The following is a 25,783-nucleotide window of genomic DNA, read 5'->3' on the forward strand; positions in this document are numbered from 1 at the left end:
AGAATGGAAACCTCGGATTCTTTAGAGAATCTTCAATTAAGGAAAATCAGTGTGCATCTGTGGCTAGTTTTCGGACTTATCCGTCAATCGTAGATCTTGTACAGGCTCCAGCCCTGGCCGGCACCATCGGAAAACAACTCTAAAACCATCCCGTTCTCGAGCTCCAGGCGGTAAAAAAGCTTGGGCGGCTCGCTCTCCCACCAGCAGCCGGTATCGTACCACCGGTCTAGGATAACCGCCACCTCCACCCACCTGCCCTTCCACTTTACCTTCTGGGGCTCCCCTTCTTCGTTTTCCATCACTTCTAAGCCTTGGAAAAGCAGCCGACTCACCTGGTCTCACCCGAAAAACGCCAGGGATCCCAAAAGGATAAAACCTCTTCCCTGCGCCCGATCTTTACTCCCCGCGAAATCATACCGGGATATTTTTCGTTCAAGGCCAAGGCAACAGCTGTCAGGTCATGCCGGGGCCTGGGCTTAAGGTCAAAAAGATCCTGCTCAGCCAGTTCCCAGTCGTAAAGCGATGAAACCTCTACCCTCACCCCAACCACGGGACCGGTAAGAGTCAGTTTGTCTAAAAGCAAAACCAGGACTTCATACAGCTTCCTTTCTTCCCGGTATCCCCACGGTACTAACCGTCCTTCCTCACATGTATCCTCCTCGGATGCCAGCGCCAGCTTGACAAAGCGGCATCCCTTTCTCCTGGAATACAGAAAAAAAGCCAGCATCCGGGCCGATTCCCGCAAAACCCGGGCTATTACTCCCCTGCTTTCAGTTTCCCCTTCCAGGCCGAAAGCCAAAGCCAGCCTGCCCGGAGGGTAGAGGTTGACGAGGGGAGTGTCGTCAAGCCCGCGGCCGTGCCGGTAGACTGTATAACCGTGTTCTCCCAGCATCTCCACCAGTTCGTCTAACCGCAGGTCCTGCAGTTCTCCGTAACTTTTGAAACCTAACTGGCTCAAGGCATCGAGAACCTTCGGAGGCAAAAGCCAATCCATGGTTATGGGAACAGTTTTCATAAAATACTTTTCCTGGCCAGGAGCTGTCTCGAGGCAATAGAAGCCGGAATCACCTATCGAGCCCGCTTGCCAGAAGGCACGGGCCAAAAGCCTGGCCACGAACTTGTTCCTGCCTATTCCTACCAGCACCGGCCCCCAGCTCCTATCCGGTCCCAAACTCTTTTTCAGTTTTGCTATTTCCTTTTTGATATTGCTTCCTGTAAGATCAAAAAAGCATTCTTCATCACTAACCGGTTCGATGATAGGGGAAACCCTGGTCAGAGCCTCTAGATAACGATTACAGGCTCCTTTGTACAGGGGCTCGTCATAAGCCAGAAAAAAAGCATCCGGGCACTTGCCTTTCGCTTCGGCTACGGGTAACCCTTCCAAACCGTACCCTCTCAGCTCGGGCGAAACCCCTGTTACCCGCCCCTCACGGAATATGACCAGGGGCTGCCGGCCAAGCCAGGGATGCTTTCGTCGGGCCCACCCGGCATAAAGATAAGGGAAAAATATGCAGGCCACTCTGCTCATAACATCACCCAAACATATGTTCGTATGAGTATTTTATAACGGTACCCTGAGCGTGTCAACCTGGAAACCTTTTTCATCTTTGATTTCACTTTAAAAACTACTTCCGAAGAGCCGGCGGCTGCCTGTTTGCCTGTATGTAGCGCCGAGGCCAATAATGGCCACAACATATTAGGTTAAGACTATGCGGCTGACCCTTTTCGCCGTGATATCTGATTACTAATTCCGAAAAAGCCTGCGTAAATCAGCGTCTGAATCATATTTAAATTTTCAAATCGAGATCGGATTTGACGTTTTTTTGACGATCTCCCGCTATAATTTCCTTCAAGAATTTTGCGGATTTCCTTCCCGTATTCGGGAACCGCAAGTTTTGTTTTTACGAAAGGGAGGTCGATCTATGTTGAAAAAGATTCGGGTCTACAGCGCAGTGTTGCTCGCGATGATACTGTGTTTTTCTCTGACCGGGTGCGGCCCAGGCGAATCCAAGAACGAGCCGCAGGGACAAAGCAATCAGCCTTCCACCAAGACGCAGGTCAGCGAGCCGGCGAAGGAGGAATCGCTTTCCGATGTCTTGGCCAAAGGGCAAGGGCTGAAAAGCATGTCGTATGAATTCATTCTGACAACCCCCCAGGGGACTCAAACCGGAAAGGTGTGGCTCGACGGGAATCGCCTCAAGACCGATTCCACTATCGAGGGCAAAAGGATAGTTACTTTTTTTGACCGCACTACCAACACCGTCATTACTTACTACCCCGAACAAAACCAAGCCGTCAAGTTGTCCGCAGGAACAGATTCGAACGAGGCCCCTTCTCCCACCGACTACACCGGAAACCTCAACCCCAATAAAGTAAAAGTAATCCGAACCGAGATCTACGACGGGGCACGCTGCAAGGTCTTGGAAATGATTGCCCCGAGCAGCCAGGGAGAGAAGGTCCTGCTTTGGGTTCGCGAGGATCTGGGTTTGCCTGTCAGGGTTGAAACTACCGCCGCTTCAGGAGAAAAGACAATAATGGAATACAAAAACATCTACGTGGGTTCCTTGCCGGCCGATACCTTCGAACTCCCTCCCGGCGTCCAAGTTACGGATCTCAACAGCATGATGAACAAGCTCCCGGTCAACCTCCCAAATCGGTAGCACGCCCTGCAGAGGGATGCGGTTAAGGAGGAACCACGTGTCATGGATGAAGACCGCAACCGAACAAAGGAGATCCTCGGCTTCAGCTTCATAATGCTGGCAGGCCTCGCGGTCACCATATGGGGGGGCCGCATCGTCTACCAGGCCTTGGCCAGCCTGTCCTGGCCTTCATGTCCGGGGCGGGTTGTGTCTTCTCAGGTAAAAGACATCAGCCACGAGCCACGAGACGGTCCTTCCTACTGGGCGGAGGTAGTCTACCGGTACACGGTTGACGGTAAAGAGTACACCTCGGAAAACGTTTTCTTCGGCCAGTACAGCTCAGGCAGTCCTGGCCCGGCCCGGCGACTGGTCGACAGGTACCCGGAAGGGAAAAAAGTAACAGTGTACTACAACCCCGACAACCCGGCGGAAGCCGTCCTGGAAACCGGATTCTCGTGGGCTACTTTTGGAGTTTTGGTAATTGGTCTTATTTTTGCGGCAGTCGGAGCAGGTGGTATTTGGTACATGCTCGCTGCCGCAGAAAAAAAATAAAGACGCGAAAAGTTATAACTGAGAAAGGAGAGGATGAATGAATGCGGGGACACCTTTGGGCGATCATAATCCTTGTGGTGCTGTCACTAGCGGTACTCGCGGGCTGTGGCTCACCGAAACAGGAAGCGCAGCAGAACGAAACCGGTGCGGTTCCTGAGTCTCATCAGCCTTCAAACACGTGGCCCGAATGGTCCGGTCCCCAGAGCCTAGGCCCCGGCGGGACTTTGCCGGAATTATGGCACGTTGATTTCGTCCATTTTCCAAAGGTAGGTTCAGCCCACTGTTATAAAATAGGAATCGATTCCGAGGGCAACTGGGGCAATACCAACATCGAGAAGGGTAAACTTTCGGACCAGGAACTGGCTGCCGTAAAGTCGGCTCTGGCCAAAATTAACTGGTCCCTGGTTCCCCTGTGGTCCACGAAGGACTACGTCGCCTATACCGCGACTCCTAAATCATGGCCGTTTCCCAGTGACGAAAACCCTTACTACCAGGTTATGGTGTGGCTGGGACAGACCCAGAACTCGCCCCCTTACGATGGCCGAGCGGTCGTGGCCGATTTGAAGGCACCGTGCCCGCCAGAAGTCAAAGAACTGATAGACATATTGAAGCCGCTGCAGGAAAAATACGAACCCCAGCTTCACTGAGGGGTGCTGGGCTCGAGTCATGGTGGCTTCACCTGCCGATTGGCAAAACTTATCAGGCAGCACGGATAATCGTTTGCTTTTAGGAAAGGAGGGACGCTTATGCTATTGAAATTGCTGAAGAGACGCGGTTCAGCGGCCTTTTTGTCTTTTGTGACGTTGGTCTCCCTTTTGCTCTTTCCCTTTACCGGTTCTGCCGGTGGCGTATCACCGGACGGCTCATTCTCTGTCGTTTCTCCGAGGGAAGGGGAGACTCTTCTGGCCGGTCAGTCTTGTACCGTTGCTTGGACCTATACCGGCGATGTAGGGCGATACCTCCGGATTCAGCTTTATAAGGGTGGCTCACTCAAGACCACCATTTCTTCTTACACGTCGGCCGGCAGTGACGGATCCGGGAGCTACTCTTGGAAGGTTTCTTCTTCCCTGGCCCAAGGTGACGATTACCAGATAAAAATCACAAGCGTATCCAAGAGCACCATTTCCGCTATGTCGGGGGCATTCAGCGTCAGGCCGCAAAGCCAGTCTGCCTCTCCCCCAACTAAAACGTCTGCGACCCCGCTGGATGTATCAAAACTCCTGCCCTCAGTGCAGGAAAGACAGGACCTCTCTCGAGCCTCCGATGAAGAAGAACCGATACCCTCCTCAGCCGCCCAGACCGGACCTGACCTGACCATAACCGAGATCAAGATGCAGCCGAATCCCGCTAATCTAGGGGCTAATGTTACCTTTTCGGTAACGGTCAAGAATTCCTGCAACAGCGCCTGTCCCGCGGGGGGTACGGTCAAGGTAGTGTCTGCCGGGGTAGTTAAAACCAAAAACCTGCCTTCGCTTAATGCCCAGGCCAGTTCTACCGTCACCGTAGCCGGGGTCACCTTGCCCCAGACCAGCAAGGAGGAAATAACCGTACAGGTAGAACCGCCTTCCGGCACGGTTGACATCAACCCGACTAACAACAGCCGGCAGTACAGCCCTAATACCCTGGAACCGGACCTCGCGGTGACCAAGATCTTAACAGATCCCTCGGTCTCCGCTCCTGGATCGCCGGTTAAAGTCACGGTGACGGTTAAAAACCTGGGACCCGGCTCCTGCCCAGCCGGGGCGGTAGTGAAATTAACCGGAAGCCCCGGCACTCCGGAGGTCACTCAAACTTCTCCTGCCCCGATGGCCAAGGGGTCGGAGCGCCAATTTACGTTTACCAACTTCCCGATGCCGTCGAAAGCTACCGATAGCCTAACAGCTGAGGTTCTACCCCCGCCTGATGTCAAAGAAGTTTCAGCAAGCAACAATGCCCTGAGCCTTGCGCCCAGCTTGCCGTCTTTCGATCTAACCATAACTGCGGTCAAGATGACCCCGGATCCGGCCAGCCTGGGGACGAGCGTCACGCTATCGGTAACCGTCAAGAACGCCGGAAGCACTCCCTGTCCGGCCAACGGCCAAGTCAAGGTCACTTCTGGCGGCACGGTCCGCCTCAAAAACATGTCTTACCTTGCGGCCCAGGCCAGTGCCACCTTCTCCGTAGGTGCGGTTCCTTTACCTACCGCTGGCAGCCCAGTCATGACCATCCAGGTGGAACCGCCTGCCGGTACGGGTGATATCAACCCGGACAACAACAGCCAGCAGTATACCCCGAACATCATCAAACCGGACCTCACCGTGACTGGTATTTCCACTAGTCCCTTCAAGGCCGCTCCCGGAGCGCCGGTCAAAGTGACGGTCACGGTCAAGAACCTGGGACCCGGTACCTGCCCGGCCGGAGCCACGGTGAAGCTTACCGGAAGCCCAGGAGCCTTGTCATTGCAGACTGTATCCACGCCTATGACCAAAAACTCTCAAAAACAGGTGGTCTTCAACGGTTTCCCCATGCCCTCCAATACCACCGACAAGCTTGTCGCCCAAATATCGACGCCTTCTGGAGTAGGCGAGGTCTCGACGGCCAACAACAGCGCGAGCCTGCAGCCGAACCTCCTCCTGCCGACCGTGGAGTTCATTTCCCTCACCTCCAGCGGTTACTGGTCGGCAGGTGGCGGCAAACCGGCTCTGGGTGACCCTATATTCTTCAAGGCCACCTTGAAAAACACCTCGAACTACCAGATAACCAACCTTCCGGTGCAGCTCAGTTACCAAGGTCAGACAATTACCACCACTTATGTCAATATCAACCCGAAGAGCTCAGTCACTACCGAGTTCAACGTGGTGGTACGACCCGGAGCCCTACCTCCGGGCCAGAACACGGTCACCTATACCGTCACCGTCAACCCGCCGGGATCGGGAAGCCTGCTTATCTCTCCGGCGACCCTGAGTAAAACCATCACCCTCGAGGTGCTCAAAACCGGAACTGTGTATGCTCTGATCCGCCAGCCCGACGACAGCATCTTCGACCAGGGGGGGTTCACCGTCACCTGCAGTGCCGGATCTTACTCCCAGGAAATAAACACGGGAGAAGCCTCCATCGCTGTCTTCCGCGATGTCCCCATCGGGGTTAACCTGTTGGTAAAAGCCAGCAAGCCCGGCTATATGGGCTATAACGGTCAGGACATCTTCAGCGGTATGCTGATCTCGAGCAGTATGAATGTCAAGCTCTACCTCACCAACATGGGGAGTGCCGCGGTCGGGGCCAAGAGCCAGGCTACCGGCAATTTCCTTTCCGGAGTGACCGTGGAGGTTGTAGGAACAGGGCAGCAAGACATGACCACCCAGGCTGGACCCGCCAGCTTCAGCCTGCCGGCCGGCACTTATACCTTCCGCCTCTCCAAGCGGGGCTTCGCACCTACTACCGTAACCGGCACAGTGAGGGCAGGACAGGTGACCGACGTGACCGGCACCTTGAGCTATACCACCATGACCACGGTAAGCGGTAGAATAGTAGATCAAAATGGAAATCCCCTGGGCGGCCAAAAGGTAGACGTGATCAAGTGGATTAATAACAGCGTCGTTGCCTCTACCACCACCGACAACAGCGGCAGTTACACCGTAACCTTCGACAACCACAATGTAGATCCCATGTACCTTAAAGCCGTTAAGGGCAACGCCAGCGGCAGGTCGGAACCGGAGTGCTTCTACCCGGGCTTGAGGTACCGGGTAGACTTGGTCGTGTCACCGCCCCCGCCGCCACCTCCGGCTTCGGGCTGGCATGAAATCAAGAAAAAGGGGTGCGCGCGGGCTATTGCCGCCAGCGTTCCCGACACCTTCTTCACCCAAGGGTGGGATGTCAGTACCACTTTGGGTATTTTCGGCATCCGCCTGAAGTACCGCAACGAGTATTCGCAGATTGCCGAACTCAAGGTTGAGTTGGCCAGCGGTCCGGCTGCCATTTACAATGTCAGCACCGAGTACAACCCGGGGACCGTGCTGGGAGAAACGGCTTCAGCAACAGCCCAGTCTCTGATCCCGACCATGAGCGATACCTCGGCCGATCTCTTGTCGTTCCTGATCGAGGAGAGCGCCCCCGGGATCACCCTTTCCGCCGAAGGTGGGGTGGGCCGGACCATTGTTTGTCTGGACCGGATCGAAATAATCGACCGCGACAGCGGCCAGGTCGTCTGGGCCAGCAACTCCGGTCTCAGCACTCTGGACAGCGGCTACTCCTGGACCAACCGCTCTTACGCCACCGGCGGGGTCGAATGGGCCAATGCCATCATCCGCGCTTACATCTACCTGGACGGCACTGATATGCTGGGCCCGCAGAATGACAGGTGCAAGATGATAAGCTGGGACCCGGGCAAGAAAATCGTCAGGTACTTCAACGCGCCTAGAAACCACCCGCGCTTTAATGTCGGAGACTGACCTGTTTTGAGGTTCGCTAAGTTTATTTGAAAATTTGACTAGAGGCGGACAGTTCTCGTTCTCGCCTGTTCCCTGTAGTCGGGACAACAGGTGTCGAGCCCCGGCTCCTGGACAAAAGAAGGAAATACGCGTATAATCGTCGTTATAAGAACCCCAATTTTTTGGGGTTTTCTTTTTATGCAAGCTTCTCACCCCGTAAAGGAATGAGAATGATAGTTAGAGTCAGCGGCTTTAACGGCGACTACCGTGGTCTGTCGAAGCAAGAGGTCATATCCAGTCAGCTCGAGTACGGAAAAAACGAGCTGGTCCAAGAAAAGAAAAGCACTTTTCTCTCCAGGCTGCTTTCAATTTTTAAGGAACCCATGTTTCTACTGCTTTTCTGCACTGCCTTGCTCTACTTCGTCCTTGGGGAACCCCGAGACGGCACGGTTATGCTGTGCTTCGTGGTTTTTAGGTCGGCCATTAACTTGTTCCACGAGTGGCGTACGGACAAGACCCTGCGGGCTTTGAAGGATCTAGCTGCTCCCTCGGTGAGGGTCATAACAAACGGCACCGTAGAGAGCGTAAACAGTACAGAATTAACGGTTGGAGACCTGATGATCCTCGAAGAAGGCGAAAGAATTCCCGCCGACGGCAAGATCGTCGAGATGCACGATCTCCTCATTGTCTACTGGCCCGCAGCTAACTCCGCGGTAAAAACAGCACCCTTAAACCCATTCCAGCTAGTGACCGCCATCGGACTGGCGGCTGTCGCAACTCTGTGGTGGGAAATCGTTAAGCTGTTTAAAGCTACAACCGTTTAGTCCTTGCCTTTAATAACAGCTAGGGGTACCAGGCGGGCGATTTTGTGGGTGAGGCCGATGTCGACCAGGGTATCCACTACTTCCTCGATGTCCTTGTAGGCCTGCGGAGCCTCATCCACAACATCTCGAAAATTGCGCGTGTTGTAGAGAATCTCCCCCATACTGGCTTCGAACTCTTCCTTCGTAATACTCCTTTCCGCAGCCGAGCGGGACAGGGTCCTTCCCGCTCCGTGATTCACGGAAAAGAAAGACTCTGCAGCCAGATCTGTCCCCACTAATACGTACGAAGCAGTGCCCATGCTGCCCGGTACCAATGCAGGGTGCCCGGTCCCGCGATAGACAGGGGGATTAGCCGGGTGTCCGGGAGGCAGGGCTCGGGTCGCCCCTTTGCGGTGCACCAGCAGCCGTCTTCCGCCGTGCTCCTCCCACTTGGCAATGTTGTGAGCCACGTCGTAGACTACCTGCAATCCTATGTTTTCTAACCGCAGCCCCAGTACCTGGACAAAAGCCTGCCGAATGTCGGCCGTAATTATCTGCCGGTTAGCAAAAGCGTAGTTGACCGCACAGGCCATAGCAGCGTAGTAACTCCTTCCTTCTGCGGAATCAATGGGAGCACAGGCCAGCCCTTTACTTGGAAGCTCAATTCCATAACGGGCTGCGGCCGGGATATGGCCCTTGGAGTAATCGGTACAGATTTGGTGACCGAAGCCCCGGCTCCCGGTATGTATCATAACTGTCAACTGTCCTTCAAAAAGGCCAAAACGTTCAGCCACTTCCGGATCGAAGACTTTGTCTACCCTCTGTAACTCGATGAAATGGTTCCCTCCCCCTAGAGTCCCCAGCTGTTCCGAGCCCCGCTTGATCGCTTCTCTACTTACTTCTGCCAAGTCAGCTCCTGGCAGGCAGCCGTTTTCTTCAATACGTTCTATGTCTTCCGGGCATCCAAAGCCAGCCTTTACTACCGCTGCTGCCCCCTGGTAGACTACCTCTTCGAAAATGCGGGCAGTAATGCCACGGTGAAGTCCTTTCTTCCCGACCCCGGTCGGAACCAGCGCTTCGACTTCGGTCATAAGCTTGCGTAAGAGAGGCCGGTCAAAACTGTCGGCAGAAAGCTCGGTCCGCAAGAGCCGAACCCCACAGTTGATATCCATCCCTACCGCCCCCGCAGAAATCACGCCTTCTTCGCTCACTGTCATTACCCCTCCGATGGGTAAACCGAAGCCTTCGTGTATGTCGGGCATTCCCAGCACTGGCTCTACTACCCCTGGCAGTTGAGCTGCGTGAGCTAGCTGCTGCAAAGAGTTGTCCCCCCTTACATGCTCCAGCAGCGCGGGACTAGCATAAACTAAACCGCTGACCCTCATCTTGCCCTGACGGGGCAGGCGGTAACGGTTGAAACCTACCTGCTCCAGCTTCATACTCCCACCCTTCCTTCGTGCTCCAGCCTATCTTAATCATAACACTGCGCGGGGTTTACCATAAACCGCCCGAGACTGCCACTTGGATAACTAAGCACACCCCAAGCAGGATTCCTTCCAACTTTTGTAGAATGAGATTTAAATTAAAGCCGAAGACCAGACGGATACGAAAAAGGGGGCTGTGCTTCGTGGGGTGGTTCGATTTTCTAACCGGTAAGAAAGCGAAACAGGGAGATGCCCGCCCGTTCATTAAAAGCTACCTAGAAGAGAACTGGGAAGACCTCTTAGCCGACTGGACAGAAATGATTGAAGAGGCTACGTCTCTCGGCGCCGTATTTGACAAAAAAGAAATAATGCGTAAAGAAGTCCAGGCCTTGGCCGAAAAAATTTCCGCCATCCTTAAAGACAACGACCTGCGGCCCCCGGCTAACCTGCCCGGTCTCATACGAGAAGAAATCAACGAAAAGATGCTATCGGAAGCACGTCCCGTGATTCGCGAGTTCGTGGCCGGATATCGAAAACCGGGGATTCCGTGGCCTCAAGAGATAGATATCCCGTGGCAGGATATGGGTAAGTTAGAGACAGCCCTGGCCGAAAAAGGGGTGGATTTGTCCCTTTTACAGTACGATACGTCTGAAGAGAAAATCCGGAGCCTTCTGGACAAGTACGGGATTCGCAAGCGACCGAGTTTTCAGGACGCAGAGGCTTGGGCCCGCACCTTCAGCTACAGCAACGAGGACATAGTTGCCCTCAAAGCAGCTCTAAAAAGGGACAACATCTACCTGCAGGCGGTAGAGCACTGCCTGGGCAACTTGCGGGCACTGGTTAAAGACGAGCTGGTGTCCATGCAAGACGACTGGTTCGAGTCATCTTTCCGGAAGGTCAACCCCGAACTCCCGGAAAAACCGAGCAAAATGCAGTGGGTAGCCGCCTATGTCAAGACCTTCTTCCAAGACCGGTCATACTTGGGCCATTTGCAAAGGCTGGCGGCTAAACACGGAGTCACTTTTAGCAACGAAGAATTAGAGAAAATGGTGAGTTCGGAAATCGAGGTCCAGAAGATATCGCGTAGCTGATGTGGTTATGAATGAGACGCAGATTAACGCAGAATTATTATTATGAAAAATAAGTATTATAATTCTACTCCAAAAAAACACTTCGGTTGACCAGTATTTGCCTGTACTGATGATATTGTACTGAAAATTTCTTCGGTCCCTATGAACAATGAGGTTTTAATTCTCTTGTGGCGACACTTTTAAGTGTCGTTAGGGTCTGTAGCTCTTTTTTCGCGTTTACTTTCAAAGATCTTGATGATAACGTAGGCGATGAGAGCAATAATAAAGAAGACCAGGAGCATCCAGGCGATGCCTGCCAGGGTCTGGATAACCGTCCGGTAGACTTCTAAGGCCCAGCGTTCAGGAGTCAAAACTATGACCTGTGTTTTTTCTCCCGGTGACAAAGGTGTAATATACTTTTCTAGTTCCCATATCCTGACCCCGCTCGACAGGCCGACTACATAGATGGCAAACTGCAGGTACTTGCTCCAGGCATAATTGATGTCCTCGGGTATGAGCCGGTTGAGTATAGACTCTATGGGTCGTCGAAAGACCCGGTCGGTTATAAATGCCACCGAAAAGGAGACCATAAAGGTGACGACGAGTAGGATTACGACCATAATATTCCTCCCCATTTAAGGACGTAGTACAACGTCTCCGCCCAGGCATAACTCGGTTATTGAAGGTATTTGACATCGTGGTTGGCTTCTCCTGCTCGAAGCTCGGCAACTTTGTATGCATGCCTAGATGAGTCGTATGGAGGTGTAGTTAAACTGAACCTTAGCAAAATTGGAATCTTTTGCTTGTTGCTGGCTGCCTTATTGGGAGGAACCTCCTGTGCCTCCAAAATCCCTATACCCAAAAAAGCGGAGTCTAGCGAGTCGCCCCAGGTACAGGTGATAAACTGGCGCTGGTACCAGTCGTCGGACCTCTTCTTTGTAGCTGAAGGCAAGATAAAAAATGTTTGCAAGGAGGATTTGGACCAAGTAAAAGTTGTGTTTAGCCTGTACGATAAAGAAGGCAATCTTTTGAAAAACGAGTCCGCCGATATCGAATCGAAGACTTTACGCCCGGGGAAAGTATCCCTTTTTCGGGTAGCAGCTACTGTACACCCCAAGTCTTGCCAGGCACGGGTTGACTTCCGAGACTTTTATGGGGATTTCTTAACAGTGGATCGAAAAGGGGAGTCCATCCTTAAACCCATGACAACACCTTGATGTTTTCTTAACCCTGGCCCGACCTTCAGTGTCGATCTTGATTGGCGACCGGCGTTTTCGGCCTCAACGCCCTATTGGGATTTAGGCTGGCTCAGTGCCGGGTACACTTAAACGGGTATTAGCCGGACTGCCTGTAGCACTCGACGGCTTCTTGTTCTTTACCCGGGTGTTCTGGAGCGTAAAGGCCGCGCAGTTCAATAACTACAGCAAGATAAACCATCTGAAAGAATTGGTTTGAACAATGTCCTACATAATTAGGAAGCGGAGGGTTTGCGCATGGCGATAAGTGATGATCTTGCATACGAATTAGCTTATCTTTCCGCCAACGGCTTAGATCTGGAATGGTCAGATATGGTTTGCCCGGACTGCGGGAGCAAGTTGACGGTAGTAGCAGTCAACGACAACCGGGTTCCCGATTTCGAAGTGGTCATCTGCCCGGTCTGTGAAGCGCAGGTTAAGAGAATAAGAGCTGATATAGGCTACAGGATTGCGGAAATCAAAACTTCCGCCCCGTAGGTCGGTTTAGAAAAGTTTTGCGTAAATGGCCCCTTTTAATCGGAACAGCGGTAATTCAAGGCTTGGGCAGCAGTCTTGAGTAAGCATGGCTCCAAAAAATGTTTGGCTTATCCCCAGTTAAAGCAGGATTTTTGGTTGCTGCGGAGAAGTATCACTGAGTCGTGTCTCAAATTTGACAATGAAGGACGGGAGGATGGAACCAGTGAAAGTATTGTTGACGCTGCTGCCTATTGCCCTCGTATTGGTGTTATTGGTGTACGGAAAATGGGCTGCTGATACCAGTGGGTTGGTAGGATGGGTCCTCACCCTTATAATCGCTGGCCTTTTCTTTCATACCTCGATGCAGGTTGGTCTGACCGCGAGCCTGGCAGGGATAATCGCTTCTTTCCCTGTTTCCTTGATGGTAGCTACTTCTATTTTTCAAATAACCTTTCTAGAATGCACCGGGGCTTTGAAGCGCATTGTTCTTTTCGTAAAGACTGTGGCCCGCCAGGATCACTGCGTTCAGGTCATGATTATAAACATGGGTATCGGGACTCTTCTCGTCGCGGTTGGGGCTACCCCGGTATCGATTCTTCCCCCTATTATGATCGCCCTCGGCTACTCGACGTTCGTGGCAATCGCTCTTCCGGCTCTAGGGTTTGACTCATTGTGCACTTATGCCCTCTTAGGTGCTCCGCTAGTGGTATACGCAGACATGACCGGAACCCCTCTTACAACTTCGGCGTTAATCTTTGCGAAGTTTATGCCAGTGGTCTCCACTATGATTGGCTTCGGTATGCTCTGGATAGTCGGGGGATGGCAGAAAATGAAAGAAGGGGCTGTTCCGTGCTTGCTGGCGGGTTTAACCATGGGGTTCACTGCGGTGGCCGTAGCCCTCATCGGCAAAGGCATCGTGTTAACAGGGGTCATAGCCGGCATAGCCACTATCCTCATGATGCTCCTATACTTGAAATTGAAAGGTCGCCCCATACTCGACCGGTCTTCTTTGACTCCGGAAGAACTGGAAACTGAGAGTACCATGTCCCTGGAACGGGCTTTGAGCCCGTGGCTCATCCTCATCGGTGCCTGCCTCTTTATCAACTTCTATCCCCCGGTCTTCGACTACCTGTTCAAACAGCTGGCAATGCCAGTCAACATCATTCCCGGCGGCAAACCGATAATGACCAGGATGCTGTGGAATGCTTACACCTGGGTTATTATAAGTACCTTGCTGGCAGTGCCGTTCATCCGGCCTTCCAAGCAGGAGTGGCGTGAGGTTTTGGTCAAGTGGTGGCATAGAGCCCCGCGTCCTGTTTTTTCGGCGGCTGTATTTTTTGCCATAGCTTACGTAATGAATTATTCTGGTTACGTTTCAGTTACAGGCAATTGGTCATTGCTCAAACCGAGCAATAACATGGTCTACATCCTGGCCACCAGTTCAGCCGAGTTCTTCAGAGGCCTATACCCGGCCGTAGCCGCCTTTCTCGGTTTGTTGGGTGGCTTCGTAACAGGCAGCGAAGCCTCCACCATAGCCCTGTTTACCAAGTATCATCTATTAACTTCCAAACTCTTGAACGTAAACGCGCTCATAGTAACGGCGGGAACAGCGATAGCCGGAGGCCTAGCCAGCGTCATATCTCCTGCTAAACTGCAAAACGCAGCCGCAACCATAGACGCCCTGGGGACCGAGTCACAAGTAATAAAAGTCGCGGTAATACTAGCACTCATACTTACCAGCGTGGCTGCGGTCCTAACCTTGCTGTGGGCTTAGCAGGCTAAATCAAAAGAGGCCCTTAAAAGGGCCTCTTTTTTATTCGTCTTGTTCGTCTGTGTCTTCCTTCGAACCAGTCGGGCTCAGCCTTTTCATAAGCATGTAGTTGAGGCTGTCTACCAATGCCTGCCAACTGGCTTCGATGATGTTTTCCGAAACTCCAACGGTACTCCAGCTATCTTTCTCGTCCGAAGATTCTATCAACACCCTAACCTTGGCTGCCGTACCGTCAGTACCGTCCAAGACCCTGACTTTATAGTCCCGCAGGTGCATCTCCTGTATCATTGGATAAAACTCCGTAAGAGCCTTCCTTAAAGCGTTGTCCAAGGCATTTACTGGCCCGTCACCCTCAGCTGCGGTATGAACGGTTTTGCTGTCCACGGTTAGCTTTATCATCGCCTCGGCAATAATGCCGTTATCCTCCCGCTTTTCGATGAGTATCTTTAGGTTTTGCAGCTGGAAAAAGTCTTGATACTCGCCAAAAGCCCTCCGTAGCAACAACTCTAACGAAGCATCTGCGCCTTCGAACTGGAATCCTTGGCTTTCTAACTCCTTTATTTCTTGTATGACCTCTCGCGTTCGGCTGTCATAGGCATTAACATCGAGGTTGAGCTCTTTGGCTTTGTAGAGCAGGTTGGAAAGGCCTGACAGCTCTGACACCAAGACCCGGCGGTGGTTACCAACCGCAGCCGGATCGATGTGTTCGTAGGTTAAAGGATCTTTCAAAAGGGCGTTTACATGAACGCCTCCTTTGTGAGCAAATGCCCCGTACCCTACGAAGGGCTGGCTGTTGTATCGAGGCATATTTGCCACTTCACTTACATAGTGCGACACTTCAGTAAGCCGTGACAGGTGATTGCCCGGAAGACACCGTTTCTGCATCTTCAGCTCCAGGTTGGGAATTATACTTGAAATATCAGCATTTCCACACCTTTCCCCGTAACCGTTCATGGTGCCTTGAACCTGAGTAGCACCGAGCTTGACCGCAATCAGGGAATTAACTACCGCGCAAGCACTATCGTTATGGGCGTGAATACCCAGGGGCAGGCTAACATGCTTTTTAACCTCGCTTATCGTTTCTTCTAGGTCCCAAGGGAGAGTGCCCCCGTTGGTATCACAGAGGACCAACCAGTCAGCTCCGGCATCAGTAGCAGCCCCCAGAACCTGCAGAGCATAATCCGGATTACACCGGTAACCGTCGAAAAAATGCTCGGCATCGAAAATAACCTCTAATCCGCGATCCTTTAAGTATGAAACCGTATCCCGCACCATCTGTAAGTTTTCTTCCAGGGTAGTACCCAAAGCGCGGTACACGTGAAAGTCCCAGCTCTTACCGAAAATCGTGACCGCCTCGGTCTGGGCTTCTAAGAGAGCCTGCAGGTTAGCATCCTGCCCCACACTGGCGTTCGGTTTCCGGGTGCTGCTAAACGCAGTTACGCGGGCGTGCTTCAAGTCAACTTCCTTTATGCGGGTGAAAAATTCCAAGTCTTTGGGATTACTTCCCGGCCACCCGCCTTCGATGTAGCTTATGCCCAGCCAGTCGAGTTTTTTGGCAATTTTCAGCTTGTCTTCCACCGAAAAGGCCAATCCCTCTCCCTGTGACCCATCGCGGAGGGTGGTATCATAAATCAATACATCTAATCTCTTATCCCCACTACACCTCAACCTCCTCAACTTTTCTCGCTACTAAATCACCCATTTCCCTGGTGTTAACCAGCTTCTGATTCGGCTCCGCAATGTCTGGCGTCCGGTAGCCTTCGGCCAGAACTTCGCGGACCGCCTGCTCAACCGCCAAAGCCTCTTGTTCCAAATCGAATGAGTACCTCAGCATCATGGCAGCCGACAGTATTGTAGCTAACGGGTTTGCTTTCCCTTGCCCGGCGATATCGGGAGCTGATCCGTGAGAAGGCTCATACATCCCTACTTTCCCGCCAATAGAGGCAGAAGGCAGCATCCCCAAAGATCCGGTAAGCATAGAGGCTTCGTCGGTCAATATATCTCCAAACATGTTTTCAGTTACGATCACATCGAATTGACGCGGATTGCGTATGAGCTGCATGGCACAGTTGTCGACGTACATGTGGCTGAATTCGACGTCAGGATACTCCAGAGCTACTTGATTGGCCACCTCGCGCCATAACCTAGAGCTTTCTAGAACATTGGCCTTGTCCACTGATGTCACTTTCTTTCTTCGTTTCCTCGCCGCCTCGCAGGCCAAGTGAACTATCCTTTCTATCTCGTACGTCGAGTATTCGAGAACATCGATAGCCCTTTCTCCGCCCGGGACCTTCTCCCGCCGCTTCTCCCCGAAGTACAACCCGCCGGTCAGTTCCCTCACTACCAAGAGATCTACCCCTTCGATTACTTCTGGCTTAAGGGACGAAGCATGAATTAGTTCCGGGAACAGGTAAGCGGGCCGCAGGTTAGCGTAAAGCCCAAGTTCCTTACGCAGGGCCAATAAGGCCGCTGCTTCAGGCCTCAGTTCAGCCGGAAGGTTATCCCATTTAGGTCCTCCTATGGCCCCTAACAATACCGCGTCGCTGTTCTTGCACAGGGCCAGGGTTTCTTCGGGTAAAGGAACCCCTACCTCATCGATAGCCGCTCCCCCGACCAGGGCTTCGGTAAAAGCGAATTCGTGGTTGAACCTCTTAGCAACTGCTTTCAATACTTTTTGCGCTTCAGGTACGATCTCGGTCCCGATGCCATCCCCGGGTAACACGGCTATCTTAAACACTGCTCTTCATCCTTTCCCTAACGTAATTGATAAGCCCACCGCTCGCCATAATCTTTTGCATAAACTCCGGGAACGGAGTCGCCTGATATTCCTTGCCCGAGGTCAGGTTGGTTATTACTCCCCGGTCCAGATCAACCTCGAGCTCGTCGCCAGGCCGTACCTCGTCAACCACCTCCGGGCATTCAAGAATCGGAAGCCCGATGTTAATGGCATTGCGGTAAAATATACGGGCAAAAGACTTGGCAATTACGCAAGACACTCCCGCAGCTTGGATAGCCAACGGAGCATGCTCGCGCGAGCTGCCGCAGCCGAAGTTCTTGTCGGCCACAATGACATCCCCAGTTTTAACCTTTTTCGGGAAATCGGGATCAGCATCCTCCATACAGTGCAGGGCCAGCTGTTTCGGGTCACTGGTATTCAGGTAACGGGCGGGAATAATGGCGTCGGTATCTACGTCAGCCCCGAACTTATGCACCTCGCCTTTCAGCTTCATCTTACCACCTCCCAAGGAGCCGCGATTCTTCCCATAACCGCGCTAGCAGCCGCCACCGCAGGTGAAACAAGGTATACCTCGCTTTCCGGATGACCCATCCTGCCCACAAAATTACGGTTGGTCGTGGCGACCGCTTTCTCCCCTTTGGCCAGTATCCCCATGTGACCGCCCAGACACGGCCCGCAGGTCGGGGTGCTCACCGCCGCCCCCGCCTCGATGAATATTTCTACCAGGCCCCGGCGCAGGGCTTCGAGGTATATTTCTTGGGTGCCTGGTATAATAATCGTCCTTATCTCGCGGTGGACTTTTTTCCCTTTCAATATACTGGCCGCAATTTCTAAATCCTCTATCCTACCGTTGGTACAGGAGCCGATTACGACTTGGTCAATAGACACATTCCCGGCTTGGCTGACCGGTCTCACGTTTTCCGGTGAATGAGGAAAAGCCACCTGCGGTTCCATTTTCGAAACGTCGTATTCCCGGACCTCATAGTACCTGGCGTCAGGATCACTCGTAAACACCCGGTACGGCCGCTTGGCCCTGGGCTTCACATAATCCAAGGTTATTTCATCAGCCTCGAAAATGCCGTTCTTGGCCCCAGCTTCGATAGCCATGTTAGCCATGGTAAAACGGTTATCCATCGAAAGCTTCCTGATAGTTTCACCTGTGAATTCCATCGCCATATACCTGGCCCCGTCTACTCCAATATCCCCTATAGTGTGAAGGATCAGGTCTTTACCGCTTACCCACTTGGGCAGTTCACCGTAATAGACGAACTTCATGGTTTCCGGCACCTTGAACCAGGCCTCGCCGGTAGCCATCCCTGCAGCCATATCGGTCGACCCGACCCCAGTGGCAAAAGCGCCCAGTGCCCCGTAAGTGCAGGTGTGAGAGTCGGCTCCGATGACCACGTCTCCAGGAACCACCAACCCCTCCTGAGGCAGCAGGCAGTGTTCGATACCCATCTTCCCTACTTCAAAGTAGTTTTCAATACTGTAAGCCCGGGCGAACTCTCGTACCTGCTTAGCCTGTTCAGCCGAGTTAATGTCTTTATTGGGAGTGAAATGATCAGGTACCAGGACCACCCGTTCGTTATCAAAAACCCGGGTCAAGCCGAGCTTCTCAAACTCGGCAATAGCTACCGGGGCAGTTATATCGTTTCCTAAAACCAAATCTACCCGGCAACTAATCAGTTCTCCCGGCTCCACCTGGTCTTTCCCAGCGTGATAGGCCAAAATCTTTTCGGTCATAGTCATTCCCATCTATCACTGCCCCCTTTGATCCGATGAGGAATTATTATTGTTTCCAATCCGGTCAAAGTCCGCTTTGTTGAGGGCATTGATGTATGCCCGAACGCTGGCTTCGACGATGTCTGTACTGACCCCCCGACCCACGTAGGTCCGCCCATTCACTCTCACGCGGACGATGACTTCGCCCAGGGCATCCTTTCCTCCCGTGACCGCGTTCAGCTTGTACTCGAGGAGCTCTCCCTGAAGCCCGGTTATTTTGTCGACCACGTGAAAAGCGGCGTCCACAGGACCGTCACCCGTGCCGGCATCTTCGAAGACAACTCCCTCGATAGCAACACCCACAGTCGCGGTAGGGATTAAACGGGTACCACTGGCGAAATACAGGTAGTTAAGACGGAACCTTTCGGGAATAGCCCAGACTTCATCCTTAATAAGGGCCTCGATGTCGTCATCTGTAACCTCCTTCTTCTTGTCCGCCAGCTCCTTGAAACGGCGAAAAGCTTTGTCCAGCTCTTCCCCGCTCAGCTCAAACCCCATTTCCTTAAGTTTCTCGCTGAAAGCATGCCGCCCTGAATGCTTCCCTAAAACCAGATTGCTCTTGTAGATTCCTATCAGTTCGGGCTTCATTATTTCATAAGTAGTTCTTTCTTTGAGCACCCCGTCCTGGTGAATCCCGGCTTCATGGGCGAAAGCGTTCTTGCCGACAATAGCTTTGTTCGGTTGTACCACCATACCGGTCAAAGAACTTACTAGCCTGCTGGTGCGGTAAATCTCCTGGTAGTTGACAGCTACTTCTTTTTGATAAAAGGCTTTTTTAGTGTACAGGGCCATTATAATCTCTTCCAAGGAGGCGTTGCCAGCTCGTTCCCCGATACCGTTGATAGCTCCCTCTATCTGGGTTGCCCCGTTCAGAATCGCGGCCAAAGAATTAGCTACCGCCAGTCCCAGGTCATTGTGGCAATGTACTGACAAGCGTGCCCGGTGAATGTTGGGCACCCTCTCCATTATGGCCTTGATGAAGCGCCCGAACTCATCCGGTATCGCATAGCCCACGGTATCAGGAAGGTTTACCACCGTAGCTCCTGCATCGATGACCTTCTCCACCACAGTGCACAGGTAATCCAAATCACTGCGAGAAGCATCTTCGGCCGAAAACTCCACGTCGGAGCAGAATTGCTTGGCATACTTGACCGCTGCCACCGCCTGTTCCAAGACTTCTTCCCGCGACCTCTGTAGCTTGTATTTTAGGTGTATGTCCGAGGTGGCAATAAACGTGTGAATTCGCGGGCTTTCTGCCCCCTTTAAAGCCTCCCATCCCGCATCGATGTCTTCTCTGGTAGCCCGGCACAACCCGGCAATAACGGGCCCTTTAACCCGCTCGGCAATCGTTTTTACCGCTTCAAAGTCTCCGGGAGAAGCAATCGGAAAACCGGCCTCGATAACGTCCACCCCTAGGCGGGCCAGTTGCTGAGCTATCTCCAGCTTCTCCTGAACGTTGAGGCTTACCCCCGGAGATTGTTCCCCGTCTCTCAAGGTCGTGTCGAAAATGTATATCCGGTTGTTCGACATGAACATCCTCCTCTCGTCACCCTTTAGAGCTTCAGCAAAAAAAGGAGAAGCGGGTTTGCCACCCGCCCCCCGGTCAAGTACAGGTCAAACCCAAAATGGTCTGCTACTTTACCTCTTTAAGCCAAGGCATCATCGCCCTAAGTTCCTTACCTACTTTTTCTATTAGGTGCTCCTGCCCTTTCTTACGCAAGGCGCTGAAGACCGGACGGCCTACCTGGAATTCAAGCAAGAGCTCCCGGGCAAAAGTTCCATCCTGGATGGCAGCCAAAACCTTTTTCATCTCAGCCCTGGTGTTTTCGTTTATTATGCGCGGACCTACCGTGAGGTCGCCGTACTCAGCGGTATCACTGACCGAGTACCGCATAAGGCCGATACCGCCTTCGTATATAAGGTCTACTATGAGCTTAAGCTCGTGCAGGCACTCGAAATAGGCTATCTCCGGCTGGTATCCTGCCTCTACCAAGGTATCAAAACCGGCTTTAATAAGTTCAGTGACCCCGCCACAGAGCACACATTGTTCTCCGAATAGGTCGGTCTCGGTTTCTTCTTTAAAAGTAGTAGCGATGACACCTGCACGGGTACAGCCGATACCTTTAGCATAGGCTAACCCCGTTTCCAAGGCTTTCCCCGTATGGTCATTATGTACGGCTATGAGCCCGGGGACTCCCACTCCTTGCCTGTACATACGCCTGACCAGATGACCAGGACTCTTAGGCGCTACCATGAAGACATCGACGAAAGGCGGAGGCACAATTTGCCCGAAATGTATGTTGAACCCATGAGAAAATCCCAACGCATCGCCTTCGTTAAGGTAAGGTTCGATCTTTTCCCGGTAAACCTTGGCCTGGATATCATCCGGCACCAAAATCTGGATTATCTGGGCAGCTCGGGCCGCTTCATCTACCGGTAAAGGCGTAAGCCCGTCGGCTACAACCTGATTCCACTCCGCAGTGGTAAAATCGTCCTCCGGCTTACGCAACCCTACCACCACTTCGAGACCACTGTCGTGAAGGTTCTGGGCCTGAGCGTGTCCCTGGCTGCCATAACCGATCACGGCAATGGTCTTGCCTTTTAGCACCTCGAGATTTGCATCAGTATCATAATACATTCTGGCCACTTGAACATACCTCCTCTTCTTTTCTTGGTAAACATATCCTTGAAGCCATACTGGCCTTCCCGCTTTAGTTTACCCACGACCTAAGCTCAAAATCGGCTTGACCACAAGAAAGAGAAAACTACCGAAATCTCATCATGCATGTTGTATACGCATATTATATACTTTCATCACTTTCATCTAGCCCCCCTTAACATGGAAACCTTGCCGGTTCTGACCAACTCCAGTATGCCAAATGGACGGAGAGAAGCTTCAATCGCGTCGATCTTGCCGGTGTCTCCCGTAGCCTCAATGATAAGGCTGTTAGGTCCGATGTCTACGATACGACCCCGAAAAACATCGACTATCTGGATGATCTCACTTCTGGCCTGGGCATCGGCTTTCACCTTTATCAAAACCAATTCCCTGTCGACAGTGGGCTGGTCGGTTATATCATATATTTTAATAGTTTCTACCAGTTTATGAAGTTGTTTGGTAACCTGCTCGATAACCACATCGTCGCCTTCGACCACTATGGTCATACGCGAAACGGCAGGATTCTCAGTCCTTCCGACGGCCAAGCTGTCAATGTTATATCCCCTACGGCGAAACAGGGTCGCTACCCGGGCCAAGACTCCAGGGTGATTTTCGACCACCACCGATAAAGTGTGTTTCATCATTCCTCACCTCCCAGCATGTTATACAGCGATTCGCCGGGCGGAACCATCGGGAATACGTTAGCCTCCCTTTCCACCCAGAAATCGATCATTACAGGCCGGTCGGTCACCGAAAAAGCCTCCCGCAAAGCGGGAGCCACATCTTGGGCCTCCTTCACCCTCATGCCGATAGCCCCATAAGCCTCGGCCAGTTTCACGAAATCAGGCTGCAAACTGATATCGGTGTAAGAGTAACGCCCGCCAAAAAACAGTTCCTGCCACTGCCGAACCATCCCCAGATACTGATTGTTCAAAATACAAATAACGACGGGAAGCCGTTGCTCGACCGCGGTGCACAATTCCTGGATGTTCATCTGAATGCTCCCGTCTCCGGCTATGTCGATAACCGTCATATCGGGGCGAGCGATCTTGGCTCCTATTGCCGCCGGAAGCCCGAAACCCATGGTCCCCAACCCTCCCGAAGTGATGAAAGTGCGAGGGCGGGTGAATTTGTAGAACTGGGCTGCCCACATCTGGTTCTGTCCTACTTCGGTGGTAATGATAGCATTTCCTTGGGTAGCGTAATAAATTTGCTCCACCACGTACTGGGGCTTAATCCTTCCAGGTTCGCGCGACTCAGAGTAAGTCAGAGGAAACTCTTCCTTCCACCGGTCAATCACCCGGTGCCACTCGCTGAATTTCTCTCGCGGTTCGAGCCGAGGTACGATCTCTTCCAGCACCTGTTTCACATCACCCACTATGGGGATGTCAACTCCAAAATTCTTACCTATCTCGGCGGCATCGATGTCGATGTGAATCACCTTGGCATGAGGAGCAAAGCTCGTAATCTTTCCCGTCACCCGGTCATCGAACCGTACCCCGACTGCGATGATGAGGTCCGATTCACTGACCGCATAATTCGCATACCGGGTTCCGTGCATCCCTAGCATCCCCAGGGAAAGGTAATGGGTTTCCGGGAAACAACCTACACCCATCAGGGTCGTAGTCACCGGTATCTTCATTTTTATAGCCAGCTCCTGCAATGCCTCAGAAGCGCCGGAACTAATAACCCCTCCTCCGGCGTAGATGACAGGGCGTTCCGCCTGGCGGATGGCTTCCACCGCCAGCAAAACCTGCCCCATGTTACAGCTCTTCAGCACCCGGTATCCTCTGAGGTTCACTTCTTCGGGATAGCCGTTAAATTCCATCTCTCTTTCCATTATATCGCGTGGAAGGTCCACTACAACGGGGCCCGGCCGGTTGGTACGGGCTATATAGAACGCTTCTTTGATAACCCTCACCAGGTCCTCGCTTCGCTTGACCAGGTAGTTGTGTTTAGTGATAGGCAGCGTAATCCCGGTGATGTCAGCTTCCTGGAAAGCGTCCCTGCCTATGAGGTGCGTTGCAACCTGACCAGTGAAAGCTACCAGCGGTACCGAGTCCATGTACGCGGTAGCAATACCTGTTACCAGATTGGTAGCTCCAGGTCCAGAAGTCGCCAGGCACACCCCGACTTTTCCGCTAACCCGGGCGTATGCGTCTGCCGCGTGGGCTGCCCCTTGTTCGTGTCTTACCAAAACGTGTTTTATCTCTGAGGAGTACAGGGCGTCATATATTGGAAGCACTGCACCCCCAGGATAACCGAAGATAACTTCTACGCCTTCCTCTTTAAGACAACGCAGAAGCACCTCTGCCCCTTTCATTCTCATCTTCTCACCCCGCTAAAATCCTTATATAAAAAGCGGGCACTGGGCCCGCCTTCATATTAGCTATTGATAAGTCTAATCCTTCAAGATAGCGCCTGTGCTGGCGGATTGCACCATTTTTGAATATCTTTTCATATAGCCTGAGTTTATCTTGGGTTCCGGAACTCGCCACTGCGTTCTCCTGGCAGCAAGTTCCTCGTCGCTAAGTCGTACACTAAGGCTGTGGTTCGGTATATCAATGACGATTATGTCCCCGTCCTGAATAAGAGCAATATTGCCCCCTTGTGCCGCCTCGGGAGATACGTGCCCTATAGAAGCTCCCCGGGTAGCACCAGAAAAACGGCCATCGGTTATAAGGGCTACGTCCTTGTCTAGCCCCATCCCCGCTATAGCAGAAGTAGGCGTGAGCATTTCCCTCATTCCCGGACCTCCGCGCGGCCCTTCATACCGGATTACCACGACTTCTCCTTTTTCAATCTTGCCTCCTAGAATGGCTGCAACAGCTTCTTCTTCCGAGTCGAAAACCCGTGCTTTACCCTCGTGATAGAGCATGTCGGGGTCAACTGCCCCCTTCTTCACCACCGCGCCTTCCTCGGCCAAATTACCAAACAGTATAGCCAACCCTCCGGTAGTACTGTGCGGATTCTCTATACTACGAATAACCTCGTGGTCCTTCACAGGGTAGTCATTGATAACCTCCCCAACCGTCTTACCAGTAACCGTCAGGCACTGGCGGTTTACCAGCCCTGCCTTGTCTAACTCGTTGAAAATGGCCTGAACTCCACCCGCAGCGTTCAAGTCTTCTATAAAATGGTTGCCGGCAGGTTCGATTTTACATAGGTGAGGAGTGGTATCGCTGATATGGTTTATCAGGTTCAAGTCCAGCTTAACGCCAGCTTCGTGAGCGATAGCCATGAGATGCAAAACCGTATTGGTAGAACAACCTATTGCCATGTCGAGGCGCAGAGCATTGATGAAGGCATCGCCGGTCATGATATCCTTCGGTCTGATATCCCTTTCCAGTAACTCCATGACCTTCATGCCCGCCTGTTTGGCTAAGCGGATCCTTTCTGCATACACGGCAGGTATGGTCCCATTGCCCGGCAGTCCCATTCCTATCGCTTCCGTCAGGCAGTTCATGGAATTAGCGGTAAACATACCGGCACAGCTGCCACAACCCGGGCAAGCTACATCTTCAAGCTCCGCTAAGTCCGAAAGCGACATCTTACCTGCGCTGACCGCGCCTACCCCTTCAAAGACCGTGTTAAGGCTGACCTTGCGCCCCCGGAAATTGCCGGCCAACATCGGCCCTCCGCTGACAAACATACAAGGAAGATTGAGGCGAGCGGCCGCCATCAGCATCCCAGGGATAATCTTGTCGCAGTTAGGTATAAAAACCAAGGCATCGAAAGGATGGGCCATGGCCATTATCTCTATGGAATCGGCAATCAGTTCCCGGCTGGCCAGGGAGTACTTCATTCCTATATGGTTCATGGCAATGCCATCGCATACCCCTATAGTAGAAAACTCTATAGGAGTGCCGCCTTTCATCCTCACACCGGCTTTGACCGCCTCGGCTATACGGTCTAGATGAATATGCCCTGGAATAATCTCGTTGGCCGAGTTGACTATACCGACTAAGGGTCTCTCCAACTCCTCATCGGTCAATCCTAAAGCTTTAAACAGTGAACGGTGAGGTGCTTTTTCTACACCCTTTTTCGCCAGGTCACTTCTCATGGTTCCTCTCCTTTCGGTTGCGAAAGAAATTAGACGCAGATTAATACAGATCTATAATGATAATGAATACCACGAAAATTAGCCACAGATGCACACAGATGTTTAATGATGTACACAGATTATTTTAGTTGAATATTTACTAGGTTACATTACCCGACACCGAGG

The 25,783-nt window shown here is 52.4% G+C and carries 23 protein-coding genes; 10 read left to right on the forward strand and 13 right to left on the reverse strand.

What is annotated here, in order from left to right; genetic code table 11:
• Positions 1-83 precede the first annotated feature (83 nt).
• A complete protein-coding gene (locus tag HPY90_RS04885) occupies positions 84-332 on the reverse strand; it encodes a DUF6504 family protein (RefSeq protein WP_287191896.1) in 249 nt (82 codons plus the stop codon).
• Positions 329-1,528, reverse strand: a complete 1,200-nt coding sequence (locus HPY90_RS04890) for a DNA polymerase Y family protein (protein WP_287191899.1) — start codon at positions 1,526-1,528, stop codon at positions 329-331. The genes HPY90_RS04885 and HPY90_RS04890 overlap by 4 nt, the downstream gene beginning before the upstream one ends.
• Before the next feature lie 394 nt (positions 1,529-1,922).
• Here HPY90_RS04890 and HPY90_RS04895 point away from each other — a divergent pair, with 394 nt between their 5' ends.
• The 5 genes from HPY90_RS04895 to HPY90_RS04915 all read left to right on the forward strand — a co-directional run bounded on the left by HPY90_RS04895 (position 1,923) and on the right by HPY90_RS04915 (position 8,421).
• A complete protein-coding gene (locus HPY90_RS04895; protein WP_287191902.1) occupies positions 1,923-2,660 on the forward strand; it encodes a LolA family protein in 738 nt (245 codons plus the stop codon).
• Positions 2,661-2,702: 42 nt separating this feature from the next.
• A complete protein-coding gene (locus HPY90_RS04900; RefSeq protein ID WP_287191905.1) occupies positions 2,703-3,191 on the forward strand; it encodes a DUF3592 domain-containing protein in 489 nt (162 codons plus the stop codon).
• 41 nt (positions 3,192-3,232) lie between these two features.
• Positions 3,233-3,838, forward strand: coding sequence for a hypothetical protein (locus HPY90_RS04905; RefSeq protein WP_287191908.1), 606 nt, complete (start codon positions 3,233-3,235; stop codon positions 3,836-3,838).
• A gap of 99 nt (positions 3,839-3,937) precedes the next feature.
• Complete coding sequence (locus HPY90_RS04910; protein WP_287191911.1) at positions 3,938-7,618, forward strand: CARDB domain-containing protein; 3,681 nt, start codon at positions 3,938-3,940, stop codon at positions 7,616-7,618.
• Positions 7,619-7,827: 209 nt separating this feature from the next.
• Complete coding sequence (locus HPY90_RS04915; RefSeq protein WP_287191913.1) at positions 7,828-8,421, forward strand: P-type ATPase actuator domain-containing protein; 594 nt, start codon at positions 7,828-7,830, stop codon at positions 8,419-8,421.
• Here the strand turns inward: HPY90_RS04915 and HPY90_RS04920 are convergent.
• Complete coding sequence (locus HPY90_RS04920) at positions 8,418-9,839, reverse strand: RtcB family protein (protein ID WP_287191914.1); 1,422 nt, start codon at positions 9,837-9,839, stop codon at positions 8,418-8,420. The genes HPY90_RS04915 and HPY90_RS04920 overlap by 4 nt on opposite strands.
• A 188-nt stretch (positions 9,840-10,027) precedes the next feature.
• Between HPY90_RS04920 and HPY90_RS04925 the strand changes: the two genes are divergently transcribed.
• Positions 10,028-10,915: a hypothetical protein gene (locus tag HPY90_RS04925; RefSeq protein ID WP_287191917.1), complete on the forward strand. Its 888-nt coding sequence runs from the start codon at positions 10,028-10,030 to the stop codon at positions 10,913-10,915.
• 179 nt (positions 10,916-11,094) lie between these two features.
• Here HPY90_RS04925 and HPY90_RS04930 read toward each other — a convergent pair whose 3' ends face one another.
• Positions 11,095-11,514, reverse strand: a complete 420-nt coding sequence (locus HPY90_RS04930) for a hypothetical protein (protein WP_287191920.1) — start codon at positions 11,512-11,514, stop codon at positions 11,095-11,097.
• A gap of 186 nt (positions 11,515-11,700) precedes the next feature.
• Between HPY90_RS04930 and HPY90_RS04935 the strand changes: the two genes are divergently transcribed.
• The 4 genes from HPY90_RS04935 (at position 11,701) to HPY90_RS04950 (ending at position 14,380) form a co-directional block, all read left to right on the forward strand.
• Positions 11,701-12,111: an FxLYD domain-containing protein gene (locus HPY90_RS04935; protein WP_287191923.1), complete on the forward strand. Its 411-nt coding sequence runs from the start codon at positions 11,701-11,703 to the stop codon at positions 12,109-12,111.
• A 94-nt stretch (positions 12,112-12,205) separates the two neighbouring features.
• Positions 12,206-12,349 carry a hypothetical protein gene (locus tag HPY90_RS04940; RefSeq protein WP_287191926.1) on the forward strand — a complete coding sequence of 48 codons (144 nt, stop codon included), beginning with the start codon at positions 12,206-12,208 and terminating at the stop codon, positions 12,347-12,349.
• A gap of 38 nt (positions 12,350-12,387) precedes the next feature.
• The gene (locus HPY90_RS04945) at positions 12,388-12,627 is read left to right on the forward strand and encodes a hypothetical protein (RefSeq protein WP_287191928.1); all 240 of its coding nucleotides are present in this window, start codon (positions 12,388-12,390) and stop codon (positions 12,625-12,627) included.
• Between the two features lie 193 nt (positions 12,628-12,820).
• A complete protein-coding gene (locus HPY90_RS04950; protein ID WP_287191930.1) occupies positions 12,821-14,380 on the forward strand; it encodes an L-lactate permease in 1,560 nt (519 codons plus the stop codon).
• A 39-nt stretch (positions 14,381-14,419) separates the two neighbouring features.
• Here HPY90_RS04950 and cimA read toward each other — a convergent pair whose 3' ends face one another.
• The 9 genes from cimA to ilvD form a co-directional block, all read right to left on the reverse strand.
• Complete coding sequence (gene cimA / locus HPY90_RS04955) at positions 14,420-16,045, reverse strand: citramalate synthase (protein ID WP_287191932.1); 1,626 nt, start codon at positions 16,043-16,045, stop codon at positions 14,420-14,422.
• Positions 16,035-17,114 carry a 3-isopropylmalate dehydrogenase gene (leuB, locus tag HPY90_RS04960; protein WP_287191934.1) on the reverse strand — a complete coding sequence of 360 codons (1,080 nt, stop codon included), beginning with the start codon at positions 17,112-17,114 and terminating at the stop codon, positions 16,035-16,037. The genes cimA and leuB overlap by 11 nt, the downstream gene beginning before the upstream one ends.
• Entirely contained in the window at positions 17,107-17,607 is a 501-nt protein-coding gene (leuD, locus tag HPY90_RS04965) for a 3-isopropylmalate dehydratase small subunit (protein ID WP_287191936.1), read from the reverse strand. Before leuD ends, leuB begins: the two co-directional genes overlap by 8 nt.
• Positions 17,604-18,869 carry a 3-isopropylmalate dehydratase large subunit gene (gene leuC, locus HPY90_RS04970; protein WP_287191937.1) on the reverse strand — a complete coding sequence of 422 codons (1,266 nt, stop codon included), beginning with the start codon at positions 18,867-18,869 and terminating at the stop codon, positions 17,604-17,606. The genes leuD and leuC overlap by 4 nt, the downstream gene beginning before the upstream one ends.
• Before the next feature lie 3 nt (positions 18,870-18,872).
• A complete protein-coding gene (locus tag HPY90_RS04975) occupies positions 18,873-20,426 on the reverse strand; it encodes a 2-isopropylmalate synthase (protein WP_287191938.1) in 1,554 nt (517 codons plus the stop codon).
• Between the two features lie 103 nt (positions 20,427-20,529).
• Entirely contained in the window at positions 20,530-21,543 is a 1,014-nt protein-coding gene (gene ilvC, locus HPY90_RS04980) for a ketol-acid reductoisomerase (protein ID WP_287191940.1), read from the reverse strand.
• Positions 21,544-21,716: 173 nt separating this feature from the next.
• Entirely contained in the window at positions 21,717-22,196 is a 480-nt protein-coding gene (gene ilvN / locus HPY90_RS04985) for an acetolactate synthase small subunit (protein ID WP_041433039.1), read from the reverse strand.
• Entirely contained in the window at positions 22,196-23,884 is a 1,689-nt protein-coding gene (gene ilvB / locus HPY90_RS04990) for a biosynthetic-type acetolactate synthase large subunit (RefSeq protein ID WP_287191941.1), read from the reverse strand. The genes ilvN and ilvB overlap by 1 nt, the downstream gene beginning before the upstream one ends.
• Positions 23,885-23,956: 72 nt before the next feature.
• A complete protein-coding gene (ilvD, locus tag HPY90_RS04995; protein ID WP_287191944.1) occupies positions 23,957-25,618 on the reverse strand; it encodes a dihydroxy-acid dehydratase in 1,662 nt (553 codons plus the stop codon).
• Positions 25,619-25,783 lie beyond the last annotated feature (165 nt).

The sequence above is a fragment of the Syntrophothermus sp. genome, assembly GCF_013314835.1.
Lineage (GTDB): Bacteria > Bacillota > Syntrophomonadia > Syntrophomonadales > Syntrophothermaceae > Syntrophothermus > Syntrophothermus lipocalidus.